Origin of the sequence: Halomonas sp. AOP7-B1-5 (assembly GCF_052353045.1) — a bacterium.
GTDB classification, from domain to species: domain Bacteria; phylum Pseudomonadota; class Gammaproteobacteria; order Pseudomonadales; family Halomonadaceae; genus Vreelandella; species Vreelandella colorata.
The window spans coordinates 241,248-255,418 of the sequence record NZ_JBQTDC010000001.1 but is presented as its reverse complement, the minus strand read 5'-3'; the positions used below and the strand labels follow the sequence as shown (position 1 = coordinate 255,418).

Sequence of the window (14,171 nt, the reverse complement as noted above, 5' to 3'; positions counted from 1 at the left end):
CATACTAGTCATATCAGTTAGGGCGACAGGCCCCCTTAATTCAGGCTGCTGCAAATGAGCAATATCAATATTACGCTACAGGCGCTATGGCAGGAGACGTCGGAGACCGAGTCGGTTCGTCAGCGTCTTTACCAGGTATTGCGCCAGTCCATCATTCAGATGGTGCTGCCCCCGGGCAAAGCGCTTTCTGAAAAAGAAGTAGCGGATGCTTTTTCGGTCAGCCGCCAGCCGGTACGTGAAGCTTTTATCCGTCTTTCGGAGGCGGGACTTGTCGAAGTCAGGCCTCAGCGTGGCACCTATGTTGTCAAGATATCCCAAGGCGCGGTGCTGGAAGCACGTTTTGTACGTGAAGCGGTGGAGGTGGCCGTGGTGCGCCAGGCAACGGCCAAGGGGCTTGCGCCGGATGTGCTCACAGAGCTGCATGACTTACTTGAGCGCCAGCGCCGCTGCATTGAGCCTCACGACACCATTCGCTTTTACCGGCTGGATGAGCGTTTTCACAAGACGTTGTCGCTGGCAGTTGGGCAGCAGGCCGCCTGGAAAGTCATTGAAGAGGTAAGAGCTCAGATGGACCGCGTACGCTACTTAAGCGTTCCTGATACCACCCCCATCGCCCGTTTGATCGACCAGCACGCCCATATTGTGTCTGCCATTGAAGACCGCGATATAGCAATGGCCGAGCAGGCCATGCGGCGCCATCTGCGTGAGATTTTTGTTTCGCTACCCGATTTAGTAAAGCGGTTTCCCGAGATGTTCGATACTCAGGAAACGGTATCCCTCATTGAGGAGGCAACTCCATGAAAATCGAACATGCCTATACTATTGTCACCTCGCCGGGGCGCAATTTCGTCACCTTAAAGATTGTGACTGACGAAGGAACTTACGGTATCGGGGATGCCACGCTCAATGGCCGTGAAATGGCCGTAGTGGCCTACCTTGATGAGCACGTCATTCCTGCCTTGATTGGCCGTGACCCGCAGCGTATCGAAGATATTTGGCATTACTTGTATCGTGGCGCTTACTGGCGTCGTGGCCCGGTTACCATGAGCGCGATTGCCGCTGTCGACATGGCGCTTTGGGATATTAAAGCGAAACTCGCGGGTATGCCGCTCTATCAACTGCTGGGCGGTAAGAGCCGCGAGCGCGTGATGGTGTATGGCCACGCGACGGGACGCGATATCGAGTCGTGTCTTGAAGAAGTCGCCCGCCATGTGGATGAAGGCTACAAAGCCGTGCGTGTGCAGGCAGGCGTACCCGGCATTGCGAGCATTTATGGTGTGGCCAAGAAAGATGGCGAGCCCTACGAGCCTGCGGATGCCGATTTGCCCGCCGAGCATGTGTGGAGCACCAGCAAATATCTAAACCACGTGCCCAAACTGTTTGCCGCCGTACGCGAGCGCTTCGGTGATGACCTGCATATTCTGCACGATGTACACCATCGTCTGACGCCCATTGAAGCCGCCCGCCTGGGCAAGGAAGTTGAGCCTTATCATCTTTTCTGGCTTGAGGACTGTGTCCCTGCTGAAAACCAGGAAGCGTTTGGGCTTATACGCCAGCACACCACCACACCGCTGGCCGTGGGTGAAGTGTTCAATAGCATACATGACGCCAAAGCGCTGATTGAAAACCAGTGGATCGACTATATTCGCGCCACGCTCACTCACGCAGGCGGTATCACTCATGTGCGCCGCATTGCTGATTTAGCCGGCCTTTATCATGTGCGGACCGGTTTCCACGGGCCAACGGATCTCTCCCCGGTTTGCTTGGGGTCGGCTATCCATTTTGATACCTGGGTACCTAACTTTGGTATTCAGGAATACATGCCTCACACCAGCGCGACTAACGAAGTGTTTCCTCACGATTATCGTTTTGAGGATGGCCACTTTATCGTCGGTGAAACGCCGGGGCACGGCGTGGATATCGACGAAGAGCTTGCCAAACAGTACCCCTACAAGCGCGCCAGTCTGCCGGTCAATCGGTTGGAAGATGGCACCCTCTGGCATTGGTGACCTAAAGAACGGGTAAGGAGTTTCGCATCCATGCAAGCATTTCAGGTCAACGCGCCTCACGATTTTAAGGTTGCCGAGGTTGAAATTCCCTCCCCGGCGGCGGGCGAGGTACTGGTACGCGTAGCGTTTGCCGGAATCTGTGGTTCCGACATGCATATCATTCACGGCGATAACGCTTTCGTACGCTTTCCACGCATCACCGGTCACGAGTTTGCTGGCGTCATCGAGGCGCTGGGCGAGGGCGTAGCGGATGTAAGCGTCGGCGATCGCGTCTGTGTCGACCCGGTCATCAGTTGCGGCACCTGCTATCCGTGTCGCATTAATCGACCCAACGTATGTAGCGCTCTGGAAGTGATCGGCGTGCACCGTAACGGCGGTTTTGAGGAGTTCGTCTGTGTGCCGGCAGCCAACGTGCACCAGGTGCCCGAGCATATTGCGCTTGACGCCGCCGCACTGGTGGAGCCTTACACCATCGCCGCGAACGTGCTGGACCGCATGCAGCCGCACCGCGGTGATCGGCTTCTGATTCTAGGCGCCGGTATGATCGGCATGACTATCCTGCAGATGGCCCGCGCCATGGGCATCGACGAGATTATCGTTACCGACGTGATCGACGAGCGCCTGGCCGCGGCCAAGGAGCTGGGGGCGACCCACGTGCTCAATAGCCGCACTCAGGATGTCGAAAAAGAGATTCTGGCACTGACCGAAGGCGAGGGCGTGCCGCTGATTGCTGATGCCGCCTGCGTGCCGGCGCTATTGCCTCAGATGTTGCGCCTGGCATCGCCCGCCGGGCGCATCGGCCTGCTCGGTTTCAGCGTCCAGCCAAGCGATTTGATACAGCTTGAAGTGATCAAGAAAGAGCTGACCCTGGTTGGCTCGCGGCTCAACAATCGTAAGTTTCCGGAGGTGCTTGCGCTCATGGCAAGCGGCAAGCTGGACCCTCTGGCGCTGGTTAGCCATCGACTGCCGCTAAGCGAGATGCCCGGCGCCATCGATATGCTTGATCACCGTCCTGAAGAAGCCCGTAAGGTGTTGATCCAAATCAATCCCTGAAGGACACGCCAACTCATCTTAACCACACGCACTAACAACCAACAATGCAGAAGTGCAGGAGCGATAAAATGATTAAGAAACTGTTAACCAGTGCAGTACTTGCAACGATGGTATTCAGCGCGCAATCGGCGCTGGCCGCCGACTACACGCTGCGTTTTGGGCATCTTGCCAACGAGCAGAACATCTGGCACCAGGCCGCCGAGAAGTTCAAGGAGGAGGTGGAAGCCAACTCTGACGGACGCATTGAAGTTCGCCTTTACCCCAGCGAGCAGTTGGGTAATGAAATGGATGTGATCAACAGCATTCAGTTGGGCACAGCGGACATGACGATTACCGGCGAGAGCCTGCAAAACTGGGCGCCCAAGGCGGCCATGATGGCCGTGCCTTATGCCTTCCGGGATTCTGAGCATCTGCATGCCGTCGTTAACGGCGAGGTCGGTGCCGAGATTGAAGAGCAGATCATCGAGCGTACCAATCTGGTGCCGCTAGCCTGGTTTGAACGTGGCCCTCGCGAGCTGACATCCAATCGACCTATCCGCACGCCGGATGACCTGGACGGCTTACGCTTGCGCGTGCCTAACGTGCCGCTGTTTGTAGATACCTGGCAGGCGATGGGCGCACGTCCTACCCCAATGGCGTTCAGCGAAGTGTTTACCGCGCTTCAACAGAACACCCTGGAAGGTCAGGAAAACCCGCTGAGCCTGATCGAAAGCGCCAGCTTCAATGAGGTTCAGGACTACGTGAACATGACCGGTCACGTGCGCAGCTGGATCTACGTGGTGATTGGCCGTAATCAGCTTGAAAAAATGCCTGAAGAGCTTCAGCAGGTAGTGCGCGACGCGGCTGATACCATGCAGGCTTACGAGTCCGAGCTGTTTGTAGAAGACCAGGAGCGCCTGGAGCAAGCCCTTCAAGAGCGTGGCATGGAATTCATCGAAGTAGACGTGGATGCCTTCGCTGAAGCGGCCCGTCCGGCGGTGCTGGAAGCCCTGACACCTGAACAGCGTGAAATCTTCGACGCCATTCAAGACCTGTAAGACGGTTGGTAGTGAGAATGGGCTGGCCGCGTGCCAGCCCATTCTCAGTTTGCAAGTTCTGTCTGCAAGAGCAGTCTGTCCCATGAGGATACGTTTATGAGCTCGGATCAAAAAGCGCTTGAACAAGAAGCGTTGGAGAGTCTGGATTCGATGTCGGCGGTGCCCAAGCTGCAAGGCCCCATCGGGCGCCTGATAGGCTGGGTGGATGCCTGTTTTCTTACTCTTTCAGTACTGGCGCTGGTCGCGATTGCCGCTACGGTGCTGCTGCAGGTGAGTTCACGGTTATTCCTGCCGTTTTCCATCGCCTGGACCGAAGAGCTCTCGCGCTATCTGTTTATCTATATGGTGGCGCTGTCGGTTGGGGTAGTCATGCGCCAACACCGTAATATCAGCGTCGAGCTTTTCCATCATATGCTTGGCCCGCGCATGAAAGCGGCGTTTCAAGCGCTGATCTGTCTGATGATCGGCGTGTTTGCTTTTCTGGTGCTGCCTTATGCCTGGCAGTACGCCCAGAACGGCACTTGGCAGACATCCCCCACACTGCGGGTGCCCATGCTGTACATCTTTTTCTCAACAGTAGTCACCTTTGCGCTGCTCCTGGTTTATAGCGTACTGGGATGTCTTGAGGGAATCATCGCAATGTGTCGCTCCTCTGCCTCTCGTGAACAGGAGTCGTAAGCATGGAAGTCATTATTTTATTCAGCGTTTTCCTGATACTACTGTTGGTGGGCATGCCTATCGCCTTTGCGCTCGGTATCGCTTCAATGTCGTATCTACTGATGGAAGGCATTTCGCTGACCATCGTGCCCCAGCGCATGTACGCGGGCATCGACACCTTCGTTCTGCTGTGTATTCCGGGCTTCGTGCTGGCCGGTAACTTGATGAACGTGGGCAATATTACCGAGCACATCGTGCGCTTCTCCAATGCCTTGCTTGGACATATTCGCGGCGGCCTGGGCCTTGCCAACGTGGGCGGCTCAATGATTTTTGGCGGTATTTCCGGCACCGCCGTGGCGGACTCGGCGAGTATCGGCTCGGTGATGATTCCCGGCATGGCGCGCTCGGGTTACGACAAGCCGTTTGCCGCTGCCGTTACCGCCGCCTCATCTACCGTTGGGCCGATTATTCCTCCCAGCGTGCCGATGATTATTGCAGGCTCGTTAAGCGGTATTTCGGTTGGACGGATGTTTCTGGCAGGCGCGGTCCCCGGCCTTTTGATGGGCTTGGCCATGATGATCACGGTGTACATTCTCGCCGTGCGCCGGGGCTATCCAAAAGAGAAACGGGTGCCGGTCCTGCAGCTTCTGCGTGAAGCGAAAACAGCCTTCTGGGCACTGTTGATGACCGTGATCATTCTTTACGGCATCATCGGCGGCTTCTTTACGCCTACCGAAGCTTCGATTGTGGCCAGTCTTTACGCCTTGGTGGTAGGCATGTATGTCTACAAGGGGCTTACCTGGCGCAAGCTTCCGGGCATTCTGGTGGACACCGTTCTGACCTCGTCAGCGCTTTTGCTGATGGTGGGCCTGGCCAACCTGTTCGGCTGGATCCTGACCAGCGAGCAGATACCCCAGATGATCGCCACGCTGATTCTCTCCATCAGCGAAAACCCGCTGATCGTGCTGCTGATTCTCAACCTGATCCTGCTGTTCGTTGGCGCCTTTATGGAAACCATCGCCGCGCTGATCATTCTCTTCCCCGCGCTGGTGGGGGTGGCCACAGGTGTCGGCGTGGATCCGGTGCACTTTGCCGTAATCGCGGTGCTCAACCTGATGATCGGTCTGACTACACCGCCTGTGGGCGTATGTCTGTTTGTGGTGGCCGGTATTGGCAAGCTGCCTATGCTGACGGTTGCCCGCGCAATCGTGCCTTTCCTGCTGTGCAACCTGGCAGTACTTATGCTGGTGACCTACGTACCAGCTATTTCGCTGTGGCTGCCTAATCTGCTGATGGGGAGTAACTAGGTATGAGTGTGCAACGTATTGAGGCCGTGTCGCAAAGCGGTCAGATCGGTATCGTCCACCTTGGCTTGGGCGCATTTCACCGTGCTCACCAAGCGGTTTATCTTGAGCGCTATCGCCAGCGCACAGGCGATGGCGAGTGGGGCGTATGTAGCGCCAATTTACGCTCAAGTGTTGATTTGGTAGATAACCTGCGCAAGGCGGGTTACCGCTATCAGGTGGCGGAATATGCCGATAGTCAGACGCTGACGCTGCGCGAGATCGGCGTGATTGAAGAAACGTTGTTCTCAGGCCGCGATGCTTCGGGCAACTGGGGGCGGGATAGAGATGCGCTGCTTGACCGTCTGGCGGCGCCGAGTACGCGTATCGTCACCCTGACCGTGACGGAAAAAGGCTACTTTCTCAATCCGGCCAGTGGCGAGCTAAGGGTAGATGACCCGATGGTTTCGGGTGACATTGCCTCCCCTCAGCAGCCGCGTACGGCGCCTGGGTTATTGGTAGAAGCACTGGCAAGACGTCATGCGGCGGGTATCGAGCCGTTTGCGGTACTTTCTTGTGACAATATGCCCCATAACGGACAGCGCACCCGAATGGCGGTTGTGCGCCTTGCTGAACAGCGCAGTGCCGCGCTGGCTGAATGGATCGCAGAGCAGGTGGCGTTTCCGAGCTCGATGGTCGACCGCATCGTGCCTGCGATGACCGACGCTGACTTCGAGCGCCTTGCTAAGCTTGGCGTCAACGACCCCAATGCCGTGGTGGGCGAGGCGTTTTCACAGTGGGTGGTTGAAGACCACTTTCCGCTGGGAAGACCTGGCTGGGAAGCTGAAGGCGTCGAGATGGTAAGCGATGTAGCGCCGTTTGAAACCATGAAGCTGCGTATGCTCAACGGCAGCCACTCACTGCTTGCTTATCTTGGTGCACTAGAAGGCATTGAAACGGTCTTCGACGGTGTGGGCCATACGCCGCTGCGTGCGCTATTGCGCCGCTATATGCTTGAAGAGGCCGCGCCCACGCTTGAAATGCCCGAAGGTACTGACTTGACGGCCTACGCGGATTCACTGCTGGCGCGATTTGCCAATGACAGCTTGCGCCACCGGCTTCAGCAAATTGCCATGGACGGTAGCCAGAAGCTACCCCAGCGCTGGTTAAGCGGAGCGCTTGAGCGGGCTAGCACCGGGCTGGCGTCTCCCTGCGTGGCGCTGGGCATGGCCGCATGGATTCGTTATACCGATGGTCAAGCGCTAAACGGCCAGCCCTATACCGTTGATGACCCTATGGCCAAACAGTTTGCGGAGCTGCACCAGACTCACGGTGGTCACCCGGTCGCGCTGGTAAACGCCTTTTTAGCCATTGATGAAATTGTGCCATCTGCGTTGGCGGCGAATCAGTCATTTGTTGACGATGTGCTAGCAGCTTATCGCGCCTTGACGCAAAGCGGGTTAAACGCCGCGCTCGCAGCGCTAGGCATCGAAGAATAGGGAGTTATCTATGGAACATACCTGGCGCTGGTTTGGCCCTAACGATGTCATACGTCTTGAAGAAATCCGGCAGGCCGGCGCGACTGGTATTGTGACGGCGCTGCATGAAATACCCAACGATAAGGTATGGCCGGTCGAGGCGATTCAAGCGCGCAAGGCCATGATTGAGGCCGCTGGGTTAAGCTGGTCGGTAGTTGAGAGTGTTCCGGTCCATGAAGCGATAAAGCAGGGCCTGCCCGAGCGCGATGCATTGATTGCCACATACTGCCAAACGCTACGTAATTTGGCGGCCTGTGGCATCGACACGGTATGCTACAACTTTATGCCGGTGCTCGACTGGACGCGCACGGATCTCGTCCATGTACTGCCGGACGGCGCGCTGGCGCTGCGCTTTGATCACACCGCGTTTGCTGCTTTTGATCTCTTTATTCTTAAGCGGCCAGGGGCCGAGGCTGAGTATAGCGAAGCGGATAAGCATATGGCGCAACGCTACCTGGAGACGCTTGATCAGTCCGCCCGTGACAAGCTGGTGACCACACTGATCGCCGGACTGCCAGGGGCTGAAGAGCACTATACGCTGGAACAGTTTCGGGATGTGCTGGCGGAGTATGCCGAGATTGATGCGGAAAAGCTGCGCGAAAATCTTGGCTACTTTTTACAGGCGATTATTCCAGTGGCTGAAGAAGTCGGCATTCGTATGGCGATCCACCCGGATGATCCACCCCGGCCGCTTCTGGGCTTGCCGCGAGTGGTGTCAACTCATGAGGATGCACAGTGGGTGGTGGAGCATGTGCCCAGCCCGGCCAATGGCCTAACGTTTTGCACCGGCTCTTATGGTGTTCGTGAAGACAACGACCTGGTTGCCATGGCTCGCCACTTTGCTCCGCATATTCACTTTATCCACCTGCGTGCTACAAAGCGCGAGGCGGACCCACGTTCGTTCCACGAAGCGCCGCACCTGGAAGGTAACGTTGATATGGTCGGCGTTATCCAGGCACTGGTCGAAGAAGAGCGTCGCCGTGAAAAACAGGGCGGGGCGCGTTTGCCGTTACGCCCCGACCACGGCCACCATATTCTCGACGATCAGCAGCGTAAAACCGCGCCGGGCTATCCACTTTATGGCCGTATGCGTGGGCTTGCCGAACTGCGTGGCGTGGAGTTCGCGATTCGTCGCTTATCTCCGTAGAGTTGGCTATGGCTTGGCGAAACTGATTTCTCTAATAAAACGTACGGCTAGCCAAGGTAGTGTCTGATTACTGTTCAATGGAGTCATCAAAAATGAAAATAAAAAAAGATCTGCAACAACAAAAACAAAGCTCGGGTATTCCAGAGCACAACTCCAAACTCTCTAGGCGCTCGTTCTTGCAAGCCATTGGTGTCAGCGCAGCCTGGGTAGCAACGGCACATGGCGCCTTCGCACAGAACTCGGACTCGATGGGTTCGCCCGCCAATGAGCAGTATTTATACGTCGGCACTTATTCGTCACCAAATACGGCGCCCGGTGGCGTTATTCCAAGTCAGGCCGAAGGCATTTATGTCTACAAGATGAATCTTGAAACCGGCAATCTGAGTCCCGTCCAGACGGTAAAGGCCGACAATCCGTCTTACTTGGCAATGGCGCCGTCAAAACGATACATCTACTGTGTCAATGAGCTTGGCGAGGACGACAAAGGAGCGCCGTTAGGACGTATCAGTGCTTATGAAATTGATGAGCGGAGTGGGCGACTAACGCTGATCAATACACGCTCGACTCAAGGCACTTGGCCTTGCTACTGTGCCGTTCACCCCTCCGGACGTTATCTATTTGCGGCCAATTACGGCACGGGTACTTTTTCTGTATTCCCGCTCGGTGATGAGGGTGAAATTGAACCCATGAGCGACCAGTTTCAGGCGTCAGGCAATGGAAGTGGGCCCGACCCTGTTCGACAGGAAGGCCCACACGCCCATATGATGCTGTCCAACCCCGGTGCTCAGCATGTTTTCGGCATAGATTTGGGCGGAGATTCGATTCTTGCTTGGGAACTCGAACTAGCTACTGGCAAACTAATGCCGGGACCTGTGCCCCAGGCCCACGTGCCATCCGGCAGTGGCTGCCGCCACTTGGTATTTCATCCTGACGATAATCGAGCCTACGTAATCAACGAGCTTTCTTCCACCATTGATGTATTCGATTTCGAGCCACGCCGGGGAGCATTTATATGGCTCCAATCGATATCGACTTTACCGCAAGATACCACTTTCACCCGCCCTTCATTCAATCCTAATAATCCAGGTGAAGTACCGACGGGAACGAATACGACGGCGGGAATTAAGATTCACCCGAGCGGGCGTTGGGTCTACGCTACCAATCGCGGGATGGATAGCATCGCCATGTTCAAGGTTGATCCCGAATCAGGGCAGTTGACCTCAGCAGGGTGGGTTCAGAGCCAAGGGCAGATCCCGCGAGGTATGAACATCGAGCCTTCGGGCACTTTCCTTTACGTAGGCAATCAGAACTCGGACACCATCGTGGTGTTTCGTATCAAGTCGGATGACGGCCAACTCGAAGGCCCCATCCATATTATCGATAGTCCAGTTCCAGTCGACTTCGCGTTCGGCTCCTTTGCGCGAAGTTGAGATTGCTCAATACGGAACGTCCGGGAGGGAAGTGATTTAATTACCCGTTTTATGGGTGTATGCGAGGCCTGACCGAATTACTCGGTGTAGAGCAGGCGGTGGGGCAGTTAACTGCTAGATAACCCATTACTCTTCCATGTATTTCTCTTCACAATAGAATAGCCCCGCTGATGAGTTAAATCAGCGGGGCTATTTGCGCACTAATGGCTAGCAATTAGCGAAGTGTAGAGGGTGCTCCAGTGTTCGCAAGAGTTGGCTCGGGCACCTGTTCTGATATGATTAAATGCGCTTAAAACTCCAGGAGATGGGTACATGCAATCAATGGCGTCAGCAGTAGATAAAGGCAGTGTGGAGTTAGGCCCTAACCTGTTGGGGGGCGTCAGTCTGCCTGCCGCCGTGGTGCATGAAGGCCCGCTTCTGCATAACGTGGCGTGGATGCAGCGTTTTGCCGAAGCCCACGGCGCCCGCTTGGCGCCTCATGGTAAAACCACTATGACGCCAGCGCTTTTTCATCGTCAGATTCAGGCGGGGGCATGGGGGATTACCTTGGCGACGGCACCACAGTGCCGCGCAGCTTTTGCTCATGGGATTACCCGGCTATTGATGGCTAACCAGTTGGTGGGGCAGGCGAATATGGCCATTGTCGCTAGCCTGATAGAACAAGGTGCAACGTTTTACTGTGTCGTAGACAGCCAGGAAAACGTACGCCAGCTTGGGCGCTTTTTTGCCCAGCGAGGCCTGATCTTACCGGTTTTGATTGAGGTAGGTGTTCCAGGTGGAAGGTGCGGCTGCCGTACCCAGCAACAGATACTCTCTCTGGCCGAGGCTATTGCTGAAGAACCCGCGCTGTCCTTGGCGGGGTTGGAAGGCTATGAAGGCGTCGTGCACGGCGCTGATCCAGAAGCCGGTATTCGTGCTTACGCTAAATATCTAGTAGATGTGGCGGTAGAGCTTGAGGCAGCAAAGCGCTTTTCAGAGCCTGAGCCCATTGTCACGGCATCGGGTTCTGCCTGGTATGACGTGATTGCAGAAGCTTTTGAAGGAGCGCCGCTTCAAGATCAATTTACAGCCGTATTACGCCCAGGGTGTTACGTAGTTCACGACCATGGGCTGTATCGTGAGGCGCAATCCGCCGTGCTTGCTCGTCGACCTGATTTGCCGGAAGGCCTTGAGCCTGCCCTGGAGGTCTTTGCACAGGTACAGTCGCTTCCTGAACCGGGGCTTGCCATCATCGCATTAGGCAAGCGCGATATCGGCCATGATCAGTTACCCATTCCCCTGCGTCGCTACAGGGAAGCCGGTACCCCAGAGCAACTGTTGTCGGTGACTGGTTGGGAAGTGACGAATATCATGGATCAGCACACGTTCGTGAGGCTTCCCAAAGAGGCTCAGGATGTTGAGGTGGGTGATATCGTTGCGTTTGGCGCCTCTCACCCCTGTTTAACGTTCGATAAATGGCGCCAGCTGTTATTAGTCGATAATGACTTAAACGTTAAAGAGCATTTGACTACCTGCTTCTAGCGCGCAAGCCAACCACCATCCACGGCTAGCGTGTGGCCATGAACGTAGCGGGCTGCGTCAGAGCACAAAAAGATGACAGCGCCCGCCAAGTCGTCAGGCGTTCCCCATCGGCCAGCCGGAATACGGCCGAGTATTTCGTCATGACGTTGGGGGTCGTCGCGCAGCGCTTGGGTGTTATCGGTTGCCATGTACCCAGGGGCGATCGCATTTACGTTGATATCGTGGGCGGCCCACTCGTTGGCTAGTAGGCGAGTGAGGCCTTGAAGCCCGCTTTTGCTGGCGGTGTAAGAGGGGACGCGAATGCCGCCTTGGAAAGAGAGCAGTGAGGCGATATTGACAATTTTGCCGGGCGCTTTGCGCTCAATAAGATGCTTGGCAACGTGTTGAGCCAGAAAGAACGCGGCCTTTAAGTTAACGTCTAGCACTGCGTCCCAGTCTTCTTCAGAAAACTCAATGGCCGGTGCCCGGCGGATAATGCCAGCATTGTTGACCAGGATATCCAGCTTGCCTGCTTGTGTGATGGCCTGGCTTACAATCTCGCTTGGCGCATGCTGGCCAAGCTCCGCCTCAACCGCGTAAAAGCGCTGCCCCAGCGCTTCGACCTGGTGCTTTGTATCATCGGCAGGGCGTCGGCTAACACCGACAATATCCGCGCCTGCTTGAGCCAGCGCCAGGGCAATACCTTGCCCCAGGCCTTTATTGCAGCCGGTCACCATGGCGACCTGGCCGTGCAGCGAAAATAGTTTCATCGTCTCGCTCCCTTCAACTGCTGTGTATACCAACAAGGAGGCTGTATCAGCGCCTTACGTGTTGTGCTAACTAGTGACTGGTGTATCAAGGCGGGAAATCACGTCAGGTAGTTCGTGAGCATGCTGTATACCAATCGCGCCTTCAGGCGTGGTTTCCTCTGCGGGAAAGTGGTTGATATGGATAACGTGCATGCCCGCCGCCAAGCCTGCTTCTATGCCCACCGCCGCATCGTCGATCACGATACATTGCTCGGGGGCGTAGCCCATTGCCGAGGCTGCCTGAAGGTAAAGTGCAGGGTCGGGCTTCCACACGTTCAGCGTGTAAGCGCTAAAGATTTGCTCTCCAAAATGCGGCGTTAAGCGCGTGCTTTCCAGCGCGCAGCGAATCTTGTGCTCTGGCCCGTTGGATACCACCGCCTTGGGGTAGGCGCTTAAGGCTGCCAGTGCCTCAGGAATGCCCGCTATCGGCTCAAGCTCTGCGCGCATGCGCGCCTCCATGCGGGCGCGCATTTGAGCCTCCAGTATCGGAAATTGATCTTCTACCAACACGCCAAAACGCTCTTCAAGCATTTGGACAATGGTGTAAAAGCGAATGCCGCGAAATTCTTCCATGTATTGCCGGGCTGAAAACGGCAAGCCGAACTCAGGCAAGACTTCCCCAAGCACCTCGGCGAGTAGAATTTCGCTGTCGACGAGCGTGCCATCGCAATCAAACAGCAGGCAAAGCGGTGCAGATGCCGCGGGCGGATTATGCATTAAGCACCGTTTCGTTAACGACGTTGATCGGACGCTCACCTTGAAGCGCTAAACGAATATTATCCACGGCGCGTTGGGCCATTGCCTCGCGGGTTTCATGGGTGGCTGAGGCAATATGCGGTAGCGCGACCACGTTATGCATATGGGGAAGCGGTGATGAGGTGGGAAGGGGTTCCTGCTCGAATACGTCAAGACCGGCCGCTCGAATCGTGTCGTTTTCCAAGGCCTCGATCAGGGCTGCCTCATCAACCACTTTACCGCGCGCAATATTGACGAAAACCGCTGAGGGCTTCATCAACGAGAACTCACGCTTGCCAATCAGCTTTTCCGTTTCCTGAGTGAGGGGCACGGTAATACATACATAATCGGATTCTGCTAAAAGCGTGTCTAGTTCACAGCGTTTTGCGCCCAGCTCTTTTTCAAGCTCAGCCTTCGGTGAGGCGTTTGAGTAGAGAATCGGCATGCCAAAGCCCAGCGCGCCGCGTCGAGCAATCGCCGCACCGATACGGCCAAATCCGACCATGCCGAGCGTTTTGCCGTGTACATCGTTGGCGAATAAATCAGGACCGATACTGGACTTCCATTTGCCTTGTTTGACCACTTCCGCAAGCTCGATCACGCGTCGGCCAGCCGCCATGATAAGCGCAAAGCCAATATCAGCCGTTGTTTCGGTAAGTACATCTGGGGTGTTGCACAGCATGATGCCGCGCTTGGTTAGCTCATCCACGGGGATGCTGTCGTAACCCACAGAGACGGTCGAAATAACTTCAAGCGCGGGCGCGGCGTCCAGCAGCTCGGGGGTGACGGGTAGCCCGGAGCCGATAATGCCATGCGCTTTGGCAAGTACCTCAGCCACACCCGGCTGGGTCAGATCCAGTGAGCCTGAATGCTCAAGTAACGTAAAGTGCTGTGCTAGCTCTTCCTGCTGAGAGTCACTGAGTCGACCCATTACCATGATATTCTTTTTCATTTTGTCTCCTGTTGTGTTGAT

At 55.9% G+C, this 14,171-nt stretch carries 13 protein-coding genes; 10 read left to right on the top strand and 3 right to left on the bottom strand.

What is annotated here, in order from left to right; genetic code table 11:
* Nucleotides 1-54 precede the first annotated feature (54 nt).
* The 10 genes from ACT3XD_RS01210 (at nt 55) to ACT3XD_RS01165 (ending at nt 11,675) form a co-directional block, all read left to right on the top strand.
* On the top strand, nt 55-801 hold the full coding sequence (locus ACT3XD_RS01210) for a GntR family transcriptional regulator (RefSeq protein WP_192537039.1): 747 nt from the start codon (nt 55-57) through the stop codon (nt 799-801).
* A complete protein-coding gene (gene manD / locus ACT3XD_RS01205) occupies nt 798-2,009 on the top strand; it encodes a D-mannonate dehydratase ManD (protein WP_018915609.1) in 1,212 nt (403 codons plus the stop codon). Before ACT3XD_RS01210 ends, manD begins: the two co-directional genes overlap by 4 nt.
* Before the next feature lie 30 nt (nt 2,010-2,039).
* Complete coding sequence (locus ACT3XD_RS01200) at nt 2,040-3,062, top strand: Zn-dependent oxidoreductase (protein WP_192537040.1); 1,023 nt, start codon at nt 2,040-2,042, stop codon at nt 3,060-3,062.
* A gap of 68 nt (nt 3,063-3,130) precedes the next feature.
* Nucleotides 3,131-4,099, top strand: a complete 969-nt coding sequence (locus ACT3XD_RS01195; RefSeq protein ID WP_192537041.1) for a TRAP transporter substrate-binding protein — start codon at nt 3,131-3,133, stop codon at nt 4,097-4,099.
* Nucleotides 4,100-4,195: 96 nt separating this feature from the next.
* A complete protein-coding gene (locus ACT3XD_RS01190) occupies nt 4,196-4,777 on the top strand; it encodes a TRAP transporter small permease (protein ID WP_172116235.1) in 582 nt (193 codons plus the stop codon).
* Between the two features lie 2 nt (nt 4,778-4,779).
* A complete protein-coding gene (locus ACT3XD_RS01185; RefSeq protein ID WP_172116236.1) occupies nt 4,780-6,063 on the top strand; it encodes a TRAP transporter large permease in 1,284 nt (427 codons plus the stop codon).
* Nucleotides 6,064-6,065: 2 nt separating this feature from the next.
* Nucleotides 6,066-7,538, top strand: a complete 1,473-nt coding sequence (locus ACT3XD_RS01180) for a mannitol dehydrogenase family protein (protein WP_192537042.1) — start codon at nt 6,066-6,068, stop codon at nt 7,536-7,538.
* Nucleotides 7,539-7,548: 10 nt separating this feature from the next.
* Nucleotides 7,549-8,724, top strand: a complete 1,176-nt coding sequence (gene uxuA / locus ACT3XD_RS01175) for a mannonate dehydratase (protein ID WP_192537043.1) — start codon at nt 7,549-7,551, stop codon at nt 8,722-8,724.
* A 92-nt stretch (nt 8,725-8,816) separates the two neighbouring features.
* The gene (locus tag ACT3XD_RS01170; protein WP_192537044.1) at nt 8,817-10,154 is read left to right on the top strand and encodes a lactonase family protein; all 1,338 of its coding nucleotides are present in this window, start codon (nt 8,817-8,819) and stop codon (nt 10,152-10,154) included.
* A gap of 312 nt (nt 10,155-10,466) precedes the next feature.
* Nucleotides 10,467-11,675 (top strand): amino acid deaminase, encoded by a 1,209-nt coding sequence (locus ACT3XD_RS01165; RefSeq protein ID WP_192537045.1) that lies wholly within the window; start codon nt 10,467-10,469, stop codon nt 11,673-11,675.
* Here ACT3XD_RS01165 and kduD read toward each other — a convergent pair.
* The 3 genes from kduD to ACT3XD_RS01150 all read right to left on the bottom strand — a co-directional run bounded on the left by kduD (nt 11,672) and on the right by ACT3XD_RS01150 (nt 14,150).
* Nucleotides 11,672-12,424 (bottom strand): 2-dehydro-3-deoxy-D-gluconate 5-dehydrogenase KduD, encoded by a 753-nt coding sequence (gene kduD / locus ACT3XD_RS01160; protein ID WP_192537046.1) that lies wholly within the window; start codon nt 12,422-12,424, stop codon nt 11,672-11,674. The two genes, ACT3XD_RS01165 and kduD, sit on opposite strands and share 4 nt — an antisense overlap.
* 66 nt (nt 12,425-12,490) lie before the next feature.
* Nucleotides 12,491-13,180 (bottom strand): HAD family hydrolase, encoded by a 690-nt coding sequence (locus ACT3XD_RS01155; protein ID WP_192537047.1) that lies wholly within the window; start codon nt 13,178-13,180, stop codon nt 12,491-12,493.
* Nucleotides 13,173-14,150 (bottom strand): 2-hydroxyacid dehydrogenase, encoded by a 978-nt coding sequence (locus tag ACT3XD_RS01150; protein WP_192537048.1) that lies wholly within the window; start codon nt 14,148-14,150, stop codon nt 13,173-13,175. The genes ACT3XD_RS01155 and ACT3XD_RS01150 overlap by 8 nt, the downstream gene beginning before the upstream one ends.
* Nucleotides 14,151-14,171 lie beyond the last annotated feature (21 nt).